This window comes from Oceanobacillus kimchii X50 (assembly GCF_000340475.1).
Lineage (GTDB): Bacteria > Bacillota > Bacilli > Bacillales > Amphibacillaceae > Oceanobacillus > Oceanobacillus kimchii.
This window is the reverse complement of sequence record NZ_CM001792.1, coordinates 327,084-344,631: the sequence shown is the minus strand read 5'-3', so window position 1 is coordinate 344,631 and position 17,548 is coordinate 327,084. Positions and strand designations below refer to the sequence as shown.

Sequence of the window (17,548 nt, the reverse complement as noted above, 5' to 3'; positions counted from 1 at the left end):
GTGATACGATGGAAAAACGAACGATACAACTTATATCTATGTACATAGCCTTCTTTGCTATGATTGCAGTCAATGCATTAGCAAATATCCTACCATTAAACGGGTATAATACAGGTGAAGTATCTAGCATGTATACCGTATATTTTACACCAGCAAGTTATACGTTTAGCATTTGGACAGTTATTTATATCGGGCTACTTTATTGGTTGATTAGAATTAGCTTTCATAAACAGCCAGTCACTGCTACATTAATGTGGATATTTATTTCAACATGTGTATTTAACGCACTTTGGATTGTATTTTGGCATTATTTATTTGATGGAATTGCACTGATTATCCTTGGCTTACATCTTGTTTCAGTATTAATATTGTATGCTTACCAACGCCAACAACGAGCAAGTTATTCAATGATAATTCCTATTTCCATTTATTCTGGCTGGTTAATTATTGCCTTTACAACCAACATAATTTACTTTAGTGTGGCAACGTTAGAAGTTACTGATTCTACACAATTATTACTTGCTTACCTCGCACTTACAGTAATTATCTTAATTAGTATGGCTATACTATTCTCTGTACGCGATTGGATTATATTACTTGTTTTCTTATGGTCAATGGGCGGTATTGCAGTTAAAAACTTTTCTGATCAATGGACACTAAGTTTTGTAACAATTATTTTAATGATTTTCTTAATTATAATTTCGTTTCTTTACCTAAAACAATGGAAAAAAATTAAAAATGCTGATTAACTCTTGAATCTACCGCCTTTCTGGCTGCGTGGGGTATTTTTAGGCTTGAAATACGTACTCCCAGTATTGACTAACCAAGGCTATGGCAGTGTTATCAATACATCTTCTGTTGCGGGATTAGCTGGAAGTGCTGGCGTAGCACCATATGTTACTTCGAAGCATGCAGTAGTTGGTTTAACAAAAACAGCAGCCCTTGAAGTAGCTAGCGCTAATGTTCGCGTTAATTCAATTCATCCTTCTCCTGTAAATATAAGAATGATGCGTTCCTTAGAAGAAGGATTACAAGCGGATGAAGCAACAATGTCCAAAGGAATTCCATTGGAGCGTTATGGAGAAGCTGATGATATTGCAAAATTAGTATTATTCCTAGCTTCTGATGATAGTACGTTTATTACTGGTGGTCAGTATCGAGTTGACGGCGGTATGGGGGCATAACTTGCAGACAGAGCGCCACACTTAATATAAACAATAAGAGAAATATAAACTATTTTATACAAATAGAAACTGCTCAAAATAATTTAAAAATACTTTAAAAGAAGCGAGCGTTATGCGCTCGCTTTTGCGTTGTCAATAGCTTTTCTCCATCTTCCATCTAACACGATTTAAAGGAACTATTACCCTTTTTTAACGATATCTAAAATGCCTTACGTTGGTAAATCCAATGGCTAATACCCCACGATAGTAGATAAACAAGAATGGTGAACATTGCCCCAAAAATATATAGCATTATTTCGGTTAGTTGCATTAAAAATGTTGCGTGTTTCGATAAAAGCGTAGAAATAAATGGTAACAAAGCAGATAAGACAAGAAAACTAATAATAATGACAATAGTAATATAACCTGGTTTAAAGATATAAAATAATGGATATGCAAATGCAACAAAAGTAAGAAATAAGCCTATACCTATAACAATATCAGTCAATGTAAAGGATTTACCAAAAATAATAAAACCAATACTCGTCCATCCCATTGCTAACAACATATATACAACAGCACCTATGTATCTCGCCGCGATAATTTGTTTACGCGTATATGGAAGAGAATTCAAAAGTAAGTTCGTTTCCGTTTTTTCATCGTAGGCATGTGTATTAAATGGAATAAATATACTAGAAATTAAAAATATAAATGCAGGATGATGTTTATCTAACATAATAAAACCAATTGAGATAAGCATATATAAGATTATTAGCTTCTTCTGAAGGATTAAATCTCTTTTAATCAGATTAAACATGCTGTTTACCCCCTTTTAAATAAAACATAATATCTTCAAGAGAAGCTGGATCAATAATAACTTCATCTCCAAAAATTTGCTTTACTTGATCAACATCACTCGTTAATGCCTCAAACCCTGTAGATGAACGTTGTATTTCTTCAAAGTACTGCTCCGTATCTCTATCTAAAAGTTCTACCCCGCCCTTTACTAATGCATAACTTTCTGAGACTCCATGAATTGTTTGAGTAAATACAATTTCTCCATTCCGAATAAATGATATATAATCTGCTATTCTATCTAAATCAGATGTGATATGTGTTGAAAAGAAAATAGTACGATTTCCATCTACCATCAAATCTTGTAATATAGATAACAGCTCTCTACGAAAAATTGGATCTAGTCCAGATGTAGGCTCATCCATAATAATGAGTTCCGCATGATGGGATAAAGCTATAGCTAGAGACGCCTTCATTTGCATCCCCTTGGAAAAATTCTTTATTGGTTTGTTTAGAGGTAGATCAAATTGCTTCACATATTGATGAAAGATTTTATCATCCCATCTCTTATAAGCTGGCGCAACAATCCGCTTAATATCTTTTAGATTTAATCCTTCAAAAAACACATTTCCATCATAAACAAAGCCAATACGCTCTTTAATTTCTTTTTCATGCATCGCATAATCCAAACCAAACACTTTCACTTCTCCACTGTCAGGTCGCAATAAATTCATCATCAATTTAATTGTAGTAGATTTTCCCGCCCCATTTGCACCGATAAATCCAGTAATAAATCCCTTTTTAATATGTAAGTCCATATTTCTAATAGAAAAACCTTTCAATTCTTTCGACAAATTCGTTATCTCCACCACATTCTCCAATATAGTTCACTCCTCATATAAAATGTCTAATAATTGTTGTAAATCTTCTAATGATAGACCAATCTCTTTACTGTTTGTAATGACAGCATTTAATTGTTCTTCAATTACTTTTAATTTTTTTTCACGAATAACCTCTAGATTTTGCTCCGCTACAAAAGATCCTTTACCGACGATAGAATAAATAAATTCATCTTTTTCTAGTTCTTCATAAGCACGTTTTGTAGTGATTACACTTATCTTCAAATCTTTTGCAAGTTGGCGTATAGAAGGTAATGCAGCCCCCTCTTGCAATTCACCTGATAAGATTAACGATTTAATTTGATTCGTGATTTGTTCATAAATAGGCTCTTTTGAGCTGTTTGAAATTATTACTTTCATGCTAATCCCTCTTAATTTTATGTTTTTTATATATGGTTCAATTGAGTATCTAGTAATTAATAGTTAACATATTTTCGTTAAAGGTATCCTCTCCTTCTGATTAGACATTGTTTAGATGAATAATGTATATATACAGTATATACATTATATACACACTTTATGAAAGATGCAATAATTATATAAATTAAAAAAGCAACCCCGATTTTGGCCGAGATTACTTTTTCATAGAAAGTTCTTAGATAATTGCCCTTTGCATCCACTTAATATGCGGATCTTCTTGAACGATGTTTACTGCTACCTTGCTGCGATTTACTTTTCCTTATCATCGCTTTTATTGTTTTGATTCCTGAGACATATTATCCTCATTGTATAAGTTACTTCTTCGTTTAAAGAATTCAAATAGATGCGTAATAATAACCTTTAATATAGCATAGCCTGGTACTGCTAACAAGATACCAACTACTCCAAATAGGTTACCAGCAGTTAAAATGATAAAGATAATTGTAATGGGATGAACACGTAGATTTCTTCCCATAATTTGCGGAGAAATAAACTTTCCTTCTATCAGCTGTACTACTGTCCATACCGCAATTAATTTGAACAACATAAAAGGGGAAGTTACCAGAGCAACGATTAATGCAGGAGTTATAGCAATCGCTGGTCCTAAATAAGGCACTACATTTGTAAATGCAGCAATTAATGCTAGTACTGGAGCATAATCCAATTGAATAATAGTAAAACCTATATACATTAAAAGGCCGATACAAAAAGCAACGATAATCTGTCCTCTAATATATGCACTAATTTGTGTATTCATCTCTTTAAGCACTGTATATGTTTGATCACGTAATGATACTGGTAAAAACTTAAGGAAATATCCTGGTAGTTTATCTCCATCTTTTAATAAATAAAACAAAATAAAAGGTAACGTTACAATTGCAAGGACAATTTCTGTAACCGCTCCTATCACACCACCAATATTACTAAAGGCAGTGTCTACCAAGTCTAATGACTTCTCAGATATCTGTGTAACAAAACTAGAAATATCTAAACTACTCAATATTTGAGACTGATTTATCACTTGACTTCCTACTAAACTCTCTACCATATCTTCAATATCATTAATAAAAGGAGGTAAATTTTCAATTAAACTCATTATTTGTTCGCGTAGAACCGGAATAACTGAAACAATTAGAACTGTCAGAAGGCCAATAATTATAATAAACAAACCAAATATCGAGTAGATCCGTTTTATATTTTTTTTCTCTAAATAATTTACAATTGGATTTAATAGATAGTAAGCTATTGCTGATAATACTAAAGGCAAAACTACTGTTTTCACAAGCACAACAAAAGGTGTAAATACAAAAGAAATATTTGTGAAGATAAGTATGTTTAAACCAATTAACAATAGAATTGTGAGAAATAACACAAAGCGATTGTTAAGAAAAAAACGTTTAAATAATCCTATTTTGTTATCATTAATTCCCAAATCGGCACCTTCTTTAACAGTAAATTCAATAGCAATAAATGAATAATATTAATTATTAGAATATGATATAATATTTATTTTTTCCATAAGGAAGTAGTTTTAACCTCCTACTTATATCCTAGCATAAAAAGGCAGGAACCGCCTACAATACCTGCCTTCTATAATTTTACTTTTCTATTAAAAGATATTTCTTCTCCCAGAGCTCTTCAATCTCTTCCTTTTTTTCTTGAAGCTGCATTAATTGATCCACATCGGTTGATACTTCCATATTTCTTTCGATAATAATCAATTCTTTCTCCAGGTTATCGATCTCCTCCAGAAGAATTTTCTTGTCATTTCCCTTTAATTGTTTATGCACTTGTGACGGTGAGATATCTATATTTGTTTTATTATCCCGCGTCACCAGCATATCTTTTAATTTCAAACGTTGCTCTCTCATTTTTTCTCTAGCCCAAGAGTAATTTCCATCGTAAACATGGACCTTTTTATCTTCTATCCAATAGATTCGTTGAAATATCTTATCTAGGAAGTATCGGTCATGACTTACTGCAATTATTGTCCCTTGGAAGTTTTCTAGAGCTTCTTCTAGCACTTCTCGGGAATCTATATCGAGATGATTCGTTGGTTCGTCTAATATGAGTGTATTCATATCTTGATACATAAGTTGAGCTAATCGAAGTCGCATCTTTTCTCCTCCACTCAGTTCAGAGACCCTACGAAACACCGCATATCCATAAAATAAAAATCGCGCAAGTATATGTCTTGCCTTTCCTTCTACAACAGCTACTTCATTACGAAAGGCTTCTATTACCGTTAAAGCAGGATCGATATCTTGGAAAATATGTTGCGATAGATAACCTATCTTTACATTATTACCGATATAAACAGCTCCAGCATCAGGGTGTTGAGACTGTAATAACATTTTAATCAAGGTAGATTTCCCTGTTCCATTTTCTCCTATAATTGCTACTCTCTCTTGATAACGAATGTGCATCTCAACATGTTCAAAGAGTAGATGGTTTTCAAATCGCTTCTTTACGTCTTCCATTCTAACAACGTCTTTTCCACTTCTATCTGTTGTTTCCATATCTAACCCCATCTTATTACGATGAAGTAGTGGTTTATCTATCTTTTCCATTCGCTCTATAGCACGTTCCATATTTCTTGCACGTTTATGCAAGCCTTCATTTGGTGGATTAGCACGATTTGCCCATTCACGTAGTCGTTTTATAGCCTCTCTCATTTTTTTAATTTTCTTTTGCTGTTCTTGATAGTCTTGGAACTCTTTTAACAACCTGGATTCCTTTTCCTTTATGTGATTACTAAAATTGGTTTCATAAATAACTACCTCTCCATCTTCTAAATCAATAATTTTGGTTATTGTTTCATCCAAAAAGTAACGATCATGAGACACGATAACCACCGTGCCCGGATAATCGTCTAGAAATGAAGCTAACCATTCAACTGCAACTAAATCAAGATGATTGGTTGGTTCATCTAACAAGAGAAGATCAGGTTGTTTCAATAAGATTGTTGCTAAGGCAACCTTTGTCTTTTCCCCTCCGCTCAATTGTTGAAAAGACAGCTCTAACAATGAAATTATATTTAATCCTCGGCAGACTTTTTCAATTTGCGCTTCTATTTCATAGCCACCTAAAAAAGAGAATCGTTCTTGAACCTCTCCATATTGGATAATGATATCTGATACATTTTCATTTAAAGGGTCTTGCATCTTTTCCTCATATTCCTGCATTTGCTTTTCTAAGTCGTTTAGAGTCTCAAATGCATTTTTCAATACATGATAAACGGTTAACCCATTCATTTCTTCTTGTATTTGTGCTAAATAACCAACTTGGATATTCTTTTTCCAATGAACCTTACCTTCATCAGGTTCTTCTATCTTTGCCATCAATCTGAGCAACGTCGATTTTCCAGCTCCATTTCTACCAACGAGTCCAACTCTTTCTTTTTCATTTATTTCCAGATTAATCCCTTCAAAAATAATATTTCCACCGTACATCTTTTTAATATTTTGTATACTACACGTAATCATGTAAATATCTCCTTTACTTTCAAGTCACCTCTCATGACAATAAAAAGAAAAAGCACAAAGAGCATCGTAACCTCTTTGTGCTAAAAAAGTTCCATATTTTAATAGGAGTTACTTCTTACGTGCATGTAGAGATGCTTTTTCACGATTCATTCACTTTTATTAAGTTACTAAAAAAGGACACACGTATCCCGTTGCTAGCAACTACAGCAAATTTCGCACGACAAAAATAAAGGAACTCTATCCAATTCGCACGCATCATTTCATGAAAAAACATCTCTACTCACCTCCGTCCATTTCTTCGAATAATTTGATTATACTGTAAAAAAAATTCAATAACAAGGTAAAATTCACGAACTTATATTATCTTATTTCCAAGATACTTTTTCTAAAGTGAAAGCTAGGAAGATTCTATACTGTTGAATAATTATTTTTATAAAGGGTTTTTTCTCTTTTAATGGAATATGTATTATAGATGTTTCTTGGGAGGTGCCACACTATGACTACTTTTCAAAACGATTCCATCCAACATACACTACTCTATATTCATCAACATATAGATGAGGATTTAACTTTATCTAAGCTTGCTCAATATGCAGCCTATAGTCCTTATCACTTTTCGCGTGTTTTTAAAAAACACGTTGGCGTATCGCCGCAATACTATATTTCTTCCGTACGCTTACAAAAAGCAAAGGAATTACTATTACAAACTAACTTCACCATTCGTGATATTGGATTAGAAGTAGGACAGCAAAGCTTAGGTACCTTTACTTCTCGATTTACTAAAAGTGTTGGTGTCTCTCCAAATCAATTTCGCAGAATGTACAATACCACAGGGGAATATGTAAAACAAATTGAACAATTACCTACTGAACAATTGAAATTACACTCTCCAGTTACAAATACTCTAGCTGGAACTATTAAAGCTGAAACGGAATTTGAAGGCATTATCTTCATTGGCCTTTTCTCTAAACCAATACCAGAAGGGCTACCTATAGTTGGAACGGTACTTAGGAATACAGGCAATTTTCATCTCAAAAATATCCCTATAGGAATTTATTATCTTATGGCAACGGGGTTTCCATGGAGTAGTACTTCTACATCTATTCTCATACCTCATCACACATTGCGAGTGCGAAAAGTAGACCCTATTACAGTCGATGGAATATCAAAACTTTCACCCGAACATTTAATCCTTCATGAACCTAGGATTTCCGATCCACCAATTTTAGTTTCTCTTTCATTGCTCATGCAAAACTTTATAACAAGAGAGAGGAATAGTAGCAAAGTTAGCAAATGAAAAGAAATAGAAACCTCCATAATTATTTAAAATGGCTTTATAAATATGAAAATGAAGGAGGAGATGTGATGTCGATCGATTCGGTATTTATAGAGCAAATCAATAAAGCATTTTCTGTAGGAGATGTTGATTTTTTATACGATCATATTACAGATGATGTAGTATTAAATCAAATAGGTGATTCCTCATTACAAGGCAGAGAAGCTTTTATTAACAACATGGAACCAATGCGCGGAGTTGTAGCTGATAAATATGAGGTCAACCGTATATTCACAGATAAAAATTCAGCAATTGTAGAAGGTGAGATGAGTTTCTCAGATGAAAATGGTAACGTGAACGCCTATGGGTTTTGTGACATCTACACTTTTACGGATAATAAAATCAACAATCTGACAGCTTTTATGATTCCAATAAACAATTAATAAAACATAAAAACCGAATGGTAAATGGATTTACTCTTTTACTATTCGGTTTTTATGTTTTTGGGTTTAGCAATTTTGTAAGGGCACCTATAATTTTTCAATCAACTTTTACCAGTCTAACTCCTTTAATCAAGCGTTTGATTAAAGATTGTACTAAATTATTCATAACCTTGTTTGAACTCATGTAAATGGTTTGAATTTTCGTTAATTGAAGAGTAATCTAAAGTTTATATATGGAAGGAGAGGATTACATGGCAAATCAGATCCCAAACATTACATTACATGATGGACTAACTATTCCGAAAGTAGGTTTTGGAACCTATCGTTTGAATGGTAACGATGGTGTACAAGCCATCAATAATGCCATCGATAATGGATATCGCTTAATTGATACTGCCTATAATTATGAGAATGAAGGAACTATTGGGGAAGCTGTTAGACGAAGTTCCACACCTCGAGAACAATTGCTTATTACTTCTAAGCTCCCAGGTCGATATCATCATTATGATAAGGCAGTTACTACGATTCAAGAATCCTTATATCGAGCAAACCTTGATTATTATGACTTATATCTAATTCACTGGCCAAATCCAATTCAGGATGTATATGTAGAAGCATGGCAAGCGTTAATTGATGCGAAGCGCTGGGGTTATATTCGTTCTATCGGAGTATGCAATTTTCTCCCAAATCATTTAAAACGACTTAAAAAAGAAACTGGGGTATTACCAACTATAAATCAAATTGAATTACATCCTTTCTTTAACCAAGAGGAGCAACGAAAATGGCATCAAGATCATCAAATTGTAACTGAATCTTGGAGTCCATTGGCACGCACGAATGATGTGCTAGATCACCCTGTTTTACAGGAGATTGCTAAGAACCATAATCGAACGGTATCTCAAATTATATTGCGTTGGCATTATCAACTCGATGCGATTGCTATACCTAAATCTGCGACGCCTTCAAGACAGCTTGAAAACATTTCAATTTTTGATTTTGAACTATCCAACGAAGAAATGTCTATCATAAATCAATTGTCAAAAGCTGATGGTCGCATGAAAGATCAAGACCCAGCAGTTTATGAAGAGTTTTAGGTTATATACAATAAGGGCTTCTTATTAACCATAACACATTCAGAAAAGTATTAAATTGTACAATAGAGTGCTTCTATTAACTAAAACGATCTTAGAAAAACATTTATTTGTTCAATAGAAATACTCCAATTCTTAAGCATACGTAGATTCACTAATCGCCCACCCAATCAGATAGATGAAGTTATCTAATTGAGTGGGCGATTTTCAAAGCTTAGATCATTCAAATTCTTTTATCCATAACTAATAAAAAATCGCTTGGCTATCAACTCCAAACGATCAAAATACATAATTACTTATCTAGAAAATTCTCCGTATAAAACGGCTGATTGTCTTCGTTAAAGTCAACACCAATTCCTAACTCGGTAAATCTATTGTTTACTATATTCTCACGATGACCTTGCGAATTCATTAAACCTTGATGAGCAAAAATACTACTGAACTGCCCATAAGCTAGATTTTCTCCAGCACTTATGAATGAAATTTCATCTTCTCGCATTCGATCAAAAGGAGATTCGCCTTCTAGATTAGTATGACTAAAATATTGATTCTCTGCCATATCCGTACTGTGATCCCTTGCAGTTCCCCTTACGTCTTCGTTCCATTCTAGGACAGATAAACCATGGTTTACCCGAGTAGCATTGGTTAAGTCAAATAACTGATATTCAAAAGCTTCTTTTAATGGCTCACTACTTGGTGTATAGAGCGCTCTTTTTGAGGATTCTAAGTTCTCATCTATTAATTGAATAGCCGTCATTTCATCATCTTCATGAATATCGTAGAAAATAGTAACATAACTCCCATCCATGTGATAGATATCATATTCTCCTTTGCTGTTGATTTGATAATTAAACCAACCGTTACGAATTACTTCTTCCGGCTCACCTAGTGTTTCATTTACAGCCGATTTCGGAACACCTAATTCTAAGTCATGCTGGGAAGAAATCAAATCCTGATTGGTAAATAACCCTCGCACAACGTCTTGCTCATCATATGCAACCATCATAAAATTTTGATAGTTTTCATGATAGGTCGACCATTTTACTCCATACTCATTTTCATTTTCACGCATAGGTTCTCCATACATTTCTTCAACCACAGCTTTTGTATCTCCAAGTTCTACATTCCCAACAGAAAATGATTGTTCATCAGGAGTTGTCAGTTCAGGCTTTTCTACTGGTTCTGGTTCTGGTTCTTGTTCTGAATTTTGAATAGAATCAATTACAGAGGAGTAAAGCATAGAGACTTGATCTTTCACTCTATCAAAGTCAAAGTTAATTTCATAATCTATATTTTGAGTAGCAAGATCCGTTGCGGAATGAAAAGTATCACTAACTGATTCAGGAATAATTTCACGTACGGTATCTTCCCAATATGGTTTTGTCCAAAAAGCCAATATTATAATTAACAGCAGTAAAAACAAGCGCTTTAAAATTTCTATCCCAACCTTTTGATATTTGGATTTTCATTGGGTTAATTGCTTTATCCTAGGTTTTTATTTATATTAATAGATTAAAGCTATTTCCCACTTTTATATTATTATTTTATAACTTAGAGTTAACTATAACGCAACTTATAGCTTCTTTTTCACTCTAAGTCTGTTCATTTTTAGCTAAAATCATACTACTAGTCTGGAGTATAGTAACAAGTCAACCAAAAAAGAATGAGCTTGTATGCGCTCATTCTTTACTATTTTTACTTCCACCATTGATCATATAACGTTACTTCGCCTTCACGTTTATGCATGGTTTTTAGATAATGTCCTTCAATTATTTTTTTACCGTCTTTCGAAACTTCTTTTCCTTCTAAGAAATCATCAATTTCTTCATAAGTAACTCCCAATGCTTCTTCATCTGGTAGAGCTGGACGATCATCTTCTAAATCGGCAGTCGGCTTCTTATTATATAGATGCTCGGGACAGTTTAATTCGATTAACATCTGTTTTCCTTGACGTTTATTAAGACCAAATAAAGGTGCTAAATCACAAGCGCCATCACCATGTTTCGTAAAGAAACCTGTTACCGCTTCTGCAGCATGATCAGTTCCTAAGACAAAACAATGAAGTGCTCCTGCTACACTATACTGAGCTTTCATGCGTTCCCTTGCTTTCTCATTCCCTTTTAGGAAATCATTAATTTCTACATTTGCTTCTTGTAAAGCTTTCACACTTGCATCTACAGATTCTTTAATATTTACTGTTACTACTTTACTTGGTTCAACAAACTTAATGGCATCATCCACATCACCCGCATCTTTTTGAACACCATAAGGTAACTTCATACCAATAAACTGGTATGTATCTGTAGCGTTTTCCTTGTTTAGTTCATTTACAGCGATTTGAGTAAGCTTTGATAGTAATGTAGAATCTTGTCCACCAGACATACCTAGTACATATCCCTTTGAGAATGAATGTTTTTTTAGATACGCTTTTAAAAAGTCAACTCGCTTACGAATTTCTTCTTTTGGATCAATTTCAGGTTCTACATGCAGATCTTCAATAATAGTTTTTTGCAAATCGCTCATACTTATTCCTCCTTCAATTTATCTTTTATTAATTTTATCTTTTACTGCTTGTTTCACTCGTTCGATATGATTCATCTTGTTATTCCATAATGCTTCACTTAAATCGACTGGATACTCTGCTGGATAGTTTGTTCTTTTGTACTCATCCCAGAATAAATTGAGTTGATTCGCAGTAAACGCTTGAATTTCTGAGAGATCAGGACATTCATAAACAATCTCCCCATCGACGAAAATATCATGATGAAGATTTACAGCTTCAAAATTAGTAACAAACTTTTTATAGTACGTATGTACCGGATGGAATAACATTACTTCTTCTTGTTCATTTGGATGCTCATTTTCAAGCGTAAGATAATCTCCTTCACTATGTTGATTTTCCTTATTTATTATTCGGTAAACCTTTTTCATAGCTGGTGTTGTCATTTTTTCTGGGTTTCCAGATAATTTAATGGTGTCTTTCATCTCACCATTTTCATCTTCAATTGACACAAGTTTATAAACTGCCCCAAGTGCAGGCTGATCATATGCAGTAATTAGCTTTGTACCAATTCCCCACACATCAATTTTCGCCCCTTGTGCGAGAAGACTTGCAATGGTATATTCATCTAAATCATTCGATGCATAAATTTTTGCATTAGGAAAACCAGCATCATCAAGCATTCTTCTTGCTTCTTTTGACAAATAAGCTAAATCTCCGCTATCTAATCGTATTCCTTGGAAATTGATACTATCGCCTAAATCTTTTGCTGCTTTGATTGCATTGGGAACTCCTGACCGTAATGTATCGTATGTATCTACAAGAAACACGCAGTCTTTATGTCGTTCTGCGTACTTCATAAACGCTTTATATTCATCTCGATATGCTTGGATCATCGAATGCGCATGGGTTCCTGAAACAGGGATTCCAAATAATTTTCCTGCACGGACATTACTTGTTGCACTAAATCCTCCAATAAATGCTGCTCGTGTACCCCAAACTGCTGCATCCATTTCCTGTGCTCTTCTCGTTCCAAATTCCATTACAAGCTGATCTCCTACAAGCTGACGAATACGTGATGCTTTGGTAGCAATAAGCGTTTGGTAATTAATAATATTTAATAAAGCCGTTTCTAATAATTGTGCCTCAGCAAGACTAGCCTCTACCCGAAGAATCGGCTCATTCGCAAATACGATTTCACCTTCTTTCATTGACTTAATTGCACCAGTAAAGCGTATACTTTTTAAATATTCAATGAAATCATCTTGATAACCAATCTCTCTTAAATAAGTTAGGTCTGCATCTGTAAATCGAAAATTATTCATATATTCAATTATTCGTTCTAATCCAGCATATACGCCATATCCGTTGCCAAATGGGAGATTACGGAAATAAAGGTCAAACACAGCTTTCCTGTTATGAACCCCATCATTCCAATATGTTTCTGCCATATTAATTTGATATAAGTCTGTATGTAGTGCCAAGCTGTCATCGATATAATTCATAGTTCTCCTCCTAAATATAGAATGCGCTACTTTCTATATATTCATAAGCGCGAAAATCAATTTATTCCCAGATGGATGGTACTATTACTTGATTCGTAAAGCGATATAATTGAGATGGGCGATAAGAATTGCGTGCTGTTTTCTTCCAATTTCCAGTTTCATCAACTACTTTTTCTATAAAAGGTAGCTTCGGTGCTTTCGTGAAGAAAACAGATTTATTTGCTATTTTTGGATGATCGGATACCGTAAGTAATACTCCTTGAAGTTCTGACAAAGTAAATTCATGTAATAAAAAATTCTTCGCTATATCTGTATTCAACATATCTCTTTCAATCCGCTTTAAGGCATCTTCAATAATTTGACGATGATCGAACGCTAATGATAATGCAAATGCTTCTTCGATAGAAAACAATTTTACTTCAGCTGCATCGTCTGCTGCTTTGCAATTAGTTAATTTATCTTCAGGAACAATAGCGTAGTGCGCATTGGATATAATCCACCCTCTTGGATCACGCCCCCATGCATCATAAACACCAAAATGTTTTAGGTATACTTTATCTACACCAGTTTCTTCATCTAATTCTCTAATAGCTGATTCATGGGCCGTCTCCTGCTGTTTTGCATCCACAAAACCTCCTGGCAAAGCCCATTTCCCACCCTCAACATTTGGATTTCCATGCTTGTCTATTTCAACTCTACGAATTAAAAGTAGTTTTAATAATTTTTTCGGTAGTACTTTTCGTCTGCTTGCATTCTCACCGATCGTATCTGATACGATTGTAAAAACAGCAATATCGCTTGTATACCCATCTGGAGTTATATAATTATTTGTAGTGTGCGGTTGGAAAAACTCTTGTTCTTGATCGAATTTGGGCATAACTTCACCTCAATTTTCAGAAGTAATTTGTAATTTTATAATTACTAATTATTATACGTCAAAAAAAGAAGATGTCAAATTCATATTTGACATCTAATAATGAGTCTTTTTCGTATACTTTTCCCATGTTTCAAATGGAAGTAAGGAATCGTTTGTAGGAATTGTGATAAACGGAAGTTTGCGTGCGCTGGGCAAAAGTTCAATTTCTTGATAGATTAAATCGTCATCAAAATTAATTTTGGCAGCATCTTTCCGATTAGCCCCATAATATACCGCATCGATTCTCGCCCAATAGATTGCACCTAAACACATTGGACATGGTTCACAACTTGTATAAAGGGTACAGCCATTTAATTCAAACGTCGAAAGCTTCTCGCAAGCTTGGCGTATTGCTTGAATTTCGGCATGTGCAGTTGGATCATTGTGATTGGTTACTTGATTTGACCCTTCAGCTATTATTTCATTATCTTTTACAATGACTGCTCCAAAAGGTCCCCCACCTTGAGAGATGTTACTAACCGCTAACTCAATAGCCTTTGCCATAAATAGATGATGATTTTGATTTATTTGCATGCTATCTTCTTCACCCCTTTATAACAGTTTACCAAATTATCGGAATTATTTATCCTCTTTACTTGGAAAGATAGTATACGACCATGAATAAATAAAATCAACAATAAAAATAATCCCCCAAACCATGGATAATCCAAATGCTGTTTCGTTCGCATATGGAGATTGTCTATAGTCACCATTTTCAATCCATGATAAGTCGGTGATATAATCCAAAATACTTTCCGTACCACCTAGTCCATATATCCATAAAATGAATTGGACAGAAGCAAAAATAATAAGATGAATGATAGAAGAATAACGATATTTTCTGGCAATATACGTTGGATTCTTTTGTTTTGCCATTATCGCTCTATCTCTTTCCGTTAAGAGTTCTTTGCTTCTCCATTTTCCTATTATTTTTCTCATCCAGCGATCTAACCGTTTAAAATCGATGATACCAAATGTACAAGCATAAACTACAAATATTGTAATAATGATTTGAAAGTTAGAAATTTCTCCCGTTTGTTGATAAACCCAAATACCAAGTATAGCTTCCATAATAAGAAGTACTAAAAATAAAATTATAAAAATGACACTAAGCTGTTTTCTATCTAGAAGATATCTTGTTATTCCAAATAACAAGAGCATTATCACAGATAAGATTTCTGCTGCGATAAATATCTCCCATTGGTAAGTGAATATAGATTCCACAATGGCCCCCCAAACTTAATTCTACAATTTAAAATCTAATTTTTTTACAGACGACCTTTTGCATCTTTTCATCATTAAAAAAATTATCAACTGTTGTACGATTCAGCGCTAAAAAAGTTTCTAAAAAATTTTATAAGCCTCTAGTACCAATGACTAGAGGCTCTTTTTAATCAATTATTGTTGGTTCGCATACTTCACTATTATGTCGCGAAGTAAATCTACAATTTCTTTATCAGCCTTTTCGTTATAATACTTTCTAAAACGATCATCTGCTACATACATTTCCGCTAACCCTTTGTGTGCTTCAGCAGAGTATTCCGCCCAACTAAACATTAACCAATTCTTATGAAGGTCAAAAACTTGTTTCGCTTCTTTGGAATCTAAATCTTTTGATTGATATAATTTATCTAATGACAAAAACAATTCATTTTCTATCTCTTGCATTTGTTTGAATTCTTCTTCACTCATATTCATCCATTGTTGATTAGAGGTATTTACTGTCTCTTCCCCATATTTTTGACGAATTTCATTGCCAAATACCTTCTCATTCTCTTCCAGTCGTTCTTTCTTAAACCCTTCGAACTTCTCTTTATTAGACATATTCAATTCTCCTTTTTGATAACGTATTGTCTTATCGACAGTCAGTAATAAGTGGTCAATTTGCTTCCGTTGTGCCAGCAGTTGTTTACGATGTTCTTTTAAAGCGTTATGAATATCAAAGGTTGAATCATCAAGAACAGATTGGATTTGATTCAGCTTCATACCCATTGACCGATAAAGGAGTATTTGCTGCAGACGATTAATTTCTTCCTCTCCATAAATGCGATAACCAGAATCATTCACCAACTTCGGCTTGAGCAAATTAATTTGATCATAATATCGCAATGTTCGTGCACTAACACCCGATATTTTTGCCACTTGCTTCACCGTATAATCCACTTCATCACCTCCTGACAATTTCAGTTTAAGGGTTTACGTTGCGTAAAGGTCAATACCATCTTTTAATTTGTTTCAAAAAAAAGTTCATCGGGTAAATAGAACTTAAGGACAATCCGAAAGGGGACACATCATGAATAAACGAAAAGTTACACTCAGTACCTATACGATTTCGATTATATTAGTATTCTTGTTGTTCATTATCGACTTTTTTGTCGTATCAATACCAGTCGGATACTTATTTGTTTCTATATTTGCGATTTTACTAGCAACAACTATAGGGTTAATTGTATACTTCTCTATAAAAACAGAATAAGCCTGTATTTTTCAGGCTTACTCATCTTCATAGTATCTTCTCATTTGCTTTACATAACACCGTTGAATGATGCAAGAAATTTTCTACTTCTTTAGAATATCGTAGAATATGTACTTTTTCACGATAAGGTTGTAATTGAGTTAGAATAGTTTCCCTACTTTTATTTTCAAAATCATGATTCCACCGAATCATATGAAAAAACATGGATAATGTTGGTTTATAATTGGCTGATTCTTTTCCTAACTTCTGCAATATGAACCGACGTATAATTCGATAGATTCGTATATAGTATGGCATATCTAAAAAGATGATTGCATCTGCATTTTCTAAGCTAGAATTCACCCAGGAAATATGAACACCTTCTATAACCCAATGATTTTGTTGAACATAAGACTGTAATAAAGCATCTCTATCCTCCAAATCTCTCCTTCTATCCCCTGTACTATCTCGTATCCAAACAATATTGTCTAACTCTATATGAGGAATATCCAAAATCGTTTTTATTGCTCTTGCCATGGTAGTTTTTCCACTACCCACTGAACCAATTATATGTACCTTACTCATTCCTTAGAGACCCCT

19 protein-coding genes and 1 pseudogene are annotated in these 17,548 nt (G+C 33.8%); 6 read left to right on the top strand and 14 right to left on the bottom strand.

Annotation, left to right across the window (positions count from 1 at the left end; translation table 11 throughout):
* The first annotated feature begins 8 nt into the window (after positions 1–8).
* Positions 9–749 carry a TspO/MBR family protein gene (locus C794_RS20935; RefSeq protein WP_017795469.1) on the top strand — a complete coding sequence of 247 codons (741 nt, stop codon included), beginning with the start codon at positions 9–11 and terminating at the stop codon, positions 747–749.
* A 24-nt stretch (positions 750–773) separates the two neighbouring features.
* A pseudogene (locus tag C794_RS20930) lies at positions 774–1,184 on the top strand (SDR family NAD(P)-dependent oxidoreductase); the annotation flags it as partial.
* A gap of 199 nt (positions 1,185–1,383) precedes the next feature.
* Here the strand turns inward: C794_RS20930 and C794_RS01980 are convergent.
* From C794_RS01980 to C794_RS21270, 6 genes are all read right to left on the bottom strand, one after another.
* Positions 1,384–1,980: an ABC-2 transporter permease gene (locus C794_RS01980; RefSeq protein WP_017795467.1), complete on the bottom strand. Its 597-nt coding sequence runs from the start codon at positions 1,978–1,980 to the stop codon at positions 1,384–1,386.
* Positions 1,973–2,839: an ABC transporter ATP-binding protein gene (locus tag C794_RS01975; protein ID WP_017795466.1), complete on the bottom strand. Its 867-nt coding sequence runs from the start codon at positions 2,837–2,839 to the stop codon at positions 1,973–1,975. The genes C794_RS01980 and C794_RS01975 overlap by 8 nt, the downstream gene beginning before the upstream one ends.
* A gap of 6 nt (positions 2,840–2,845) precedes the next feature.
* Entirely contained in the window at positions 2,846–3,217 is a 372-nt protein-coding gene (locus C794_RS01970; RefSeq protein ID WP_017795465.1) for a GntR family transcriptional regulator, read from the bottom strand.
* Positions 3,218–3,548: 331 nt separating this feature from the next.
* On the bottom strand, positions 3,549–4,709 hold the full coding sequence (locus tag C794_RS01965) for an AI-2E family transporter (protein ID WP_017795464.1): 1,161 nt from the start codon (positions 4,707–4,709) through the stop codon (positions 3,549–3,551).
* Between the two features lie 166 nt (positions 4,710–4,875).
* On the bottom strand, positions 4,876–6,762 hold the full coding sequence (abc-f, locus tag C794_RS01960; protein WP_017795463.1) for a ribosomal protection-like ABC-F family protein: 1,887 nt from the start codon (positions 6,760–6,762) through the stop codon (positions 4,876–4,878).
* Between the two features lie 139 nt (positions 6,763–6,901).
* Entirely contained in the window at positions 6,902–7,018 is a 117-nt protein-coding gene (locus C794_RS21270; RefSeq protein ID WP_397351688.1) for an RAxF-45 family protein, read from the bottom strand.
* A 240-nt stretch (positions 7,019–7,258) separates the two neighbouring features.
* Between C794_RS21270 and C794_RS01950 the strand changes: the two genes are divergently transcribed.
* From C794_RS01950 to C794_RS01940, 3 genes are all read left to right on the top strand, one after another.
* Positions 7,259–8,059 carry an AraC family transcriptional regulator gene (locus tag C794_RS01950; protein ID WP_017795461.1) on the top strand — a complete coding sequence of 267 codons (801 nt, stop codon included), beginning with the start codon at positions 7,259–7,261 and terminating at the stop codon, positions 8,057–8,059.
* Positions 8,060–8,127: 68 nt separating this feature from the next.
* Complete coding sequence (locus C794_RS01945) at positions 8,128–8,481, top strand: nuclear transport factor 2 family protein (RefSeq protein ID WP_017795460.1); 354 nt, start codon at positions 8,128–8,130, stop codon at positions 8,479–8,481.
* A 251-nt stretch (positions 8,482–8,732) separates the two neighbouring features.
* Positions 8,733–9,575: an aldo/keto reductase gene (locus C794_RS01940; RefSeq protein WP_017795459.1), complete on the top strand. Its 843-nt coding sequence runs from the start codon at positions 8,733–8,735 to the stop codon at positions 9,573–9,575.
* Between the two features lie 289 nt (positions 9,576–9,864).
* Here the strand turns inward: C794_RS01940 and C794_RS01935 are convergent, their stop codons facing one another.
* From C794_RS01935 to C794_RS01905, 7 genes are all read right to left on the bottom strand, one after another.
* On the bottom strand, positions 9,865–10,995 hold the full coding sequence (locus tag C794_RS01935) for a CAP domain-containing protein (RefSeq protein ID WP_017795458.1): 1,131 nt from the start codon (positions 10,993–10,995) through the stop codon (positions 9,865–9,867).
* A 272-nt stretch (positions 10,996–11,267) separates the two neighbouring features.
* Positions 11,268–12,095: an ammonia-dependent NAD(+) synthetase gene (gene nadE / locus C794_RS01930; protein WP_017795457.1), complete on the bottom strand. Its 828-nt coding sequence runs from the start codon at positions 12,093–12,095 to the stop codon at positions 11,268–11,270.
* 18 nt (positions 12,096–12,113) lie between these two features.
* Entirely contained in the window at positions 12,114–13,577 is a 1,464-nt protein-coding gene (locus tag C794_RS01925; RefSeq protein WP_017795456.1) for a nicotinate phosphoribosyltransferase, read from the bottom strand.
* 61 nt (positions 13,578–13,638) lie between these two features.
* On the bottom strand, positions 13,639–14,454 hold the full coding sequence (locus C794_RS01920; RefSeq protein WP_017795455.1) for an NUDIX domain-containing protein: 816 nt from the start codon (positions 14,452–14,454) through the stop codon (positions 13,639–13,641).
* Positions 14,455–14,547: 93 nt separating this feature from the next.
* Positions 14,548–15,027: a nucleoside deaminase gene (locus C794_RS01915; RefSeq protein ID WP_017795454.1), complete on the bottom strand. Its 480-nt coding sequence runs from the start codon at positions 15,025–15,027 to the stop codon at positions 14,548–14,550.
* A 45-nt stretch (positions 15,028–15,072) separates the two neighbouring features.
* Positions 15,073–15,717: a hypothetical protein gene (locus C794_RS01910; protein WP_017795453.1), complete on the bottom strand. Its 645-nt coding sequence runs from the start codon at positions 15,715–15,717 to the stop codon at positions 15,073–15,075.
* A gap of 174 nt (positions 15,718–15,891) precedes the next feature.
* A complete protein-coding gene (locus tag C794_RS01905; protein WP_017795452.1) occupies positions 15,892–16,656 on the bottom strand; it encodes a MerR family transcriptional regulator in 765 nt (254 codons plus the stop codon).
* Between the two features lie 130 nt (positions 16,657–16,786).
* On the opposite strand from C794_RS01905, the gene C794_RS01900 reads away from it, so the two are divergent.
* Complete coding sequence (locus C794_RS01900; protein ID WP_017795451.1) at positions 16,787–16,969, top strand: hypothetical protein; 183 nt, start codon at positions 16,787–16,789, stop codon at positions 16,967–16,969.
* Positions 16,970–16,996: 27 nt separating this feature from the next.
* Here C794_RS01900 and C794_RS19610 read toward each other — a convergent pair whose 3' ends face one another.
* Positions 16,997–17,533, bottom strand: coding sequence for a P-loop NTPase family protein (locus C794_RS19610; protein ID WP_017795450.1), 537 nt, complete (start codon positions 17,531–17,533; stop codon positions 16,997–16,999).
* Between the last annotated feature and the right edge of the window lie 15 nt (positions 17,534–17,548).

Coding starts and splice junctions, on each gene's coding strand:
- C794_RS20935 (WP_017795469.1), top strand. CDS start 9: ATGGAAAAACGAACGATACAACTTATATCTATGTACATAGCCTTCTTT.
- C794_RS01980 (WP_017795467.1), bottom strand. CDS start 1,980: ATGTTTAATCTGATTAAAAGAGATTTAATCCTTCAGAAGAAGCTAATA.
- C794_RS01970 (WP_017795465.1), bottom strand. CDS start 3,217: ATGAAAGTAATAATTTCAAACAGCTCAAAAGAGCCTATTTATGAACAA.
- abc-f (WP_017795463.1), bottom strand. CDS start 6,762: ATGATTACGTGTAGTATACAAAATATTAAAAAGATGTACGGTGGAAAT.
- C794_RS21270 (WP_397351688.1), bottom strand. CDS start 7,018: ATGCGTGCGAATTGGATAGAGTTCCTTTATTTTTGTCGTGCGAAATTT.
- C794_RS01950 (WP_017795461.1), top strand. CDS start 7,259: ATGACTACTTTTCAAAACGATTCCATCCAACATACACTACTCTATATT.
- C794_RS01945 (WP_017795460.1), top strand. CDS start 8,128: ATGTCGATCGATTCGGTATTTATAGAGCAAATCAATAAAGCATTTTCT.
- C794_RS01940 (WP_017795459.1), top strand. CDS start 8,733: ATGGCAAATCAGATCCCAAACATTACATTACATGATGGACTAACTATT.
- nadE (WP_017795457.1), bottom strand. CDS start 12,095: ATGAGCGATTTGCAAAAAACTATTATTGAAGATCTGCATGTAGAACCT.
- C794_RS01925 (WP_017795456.1), bottom strand. CDS start 13,577: ATGAATTATATCGATGACAGCTTGGCACTACATACAGACTTATATCAA.
- C794_RS01920 (WP_017795455.1), bottom strand. CDS start 14,454: ATGCCCAAATTCGATCAAGAACAAGAGTTTTTCCAACCGCACACTACA.
- C794_RS01915 (WP_017795454.1), bottom strand. CDS start 15,027: ATGCAAATAAATCAAAATCATCATCTATTTATGGCAAAGGCTATTGAG.
- C794_RS01900 (WP_017795451.1), top strand. CDS start 16,787: ATGAATAAACGAAAAGTTACACTCAGTACCTATACGATTTCGATTATA.
- C794_RS19610 (WP_017795450.1), bottom strand. CDS start 17,533: ATGAGTAAGGTACATATAATTGGTTCAGTGGGTAGTGGAAAAACTACC.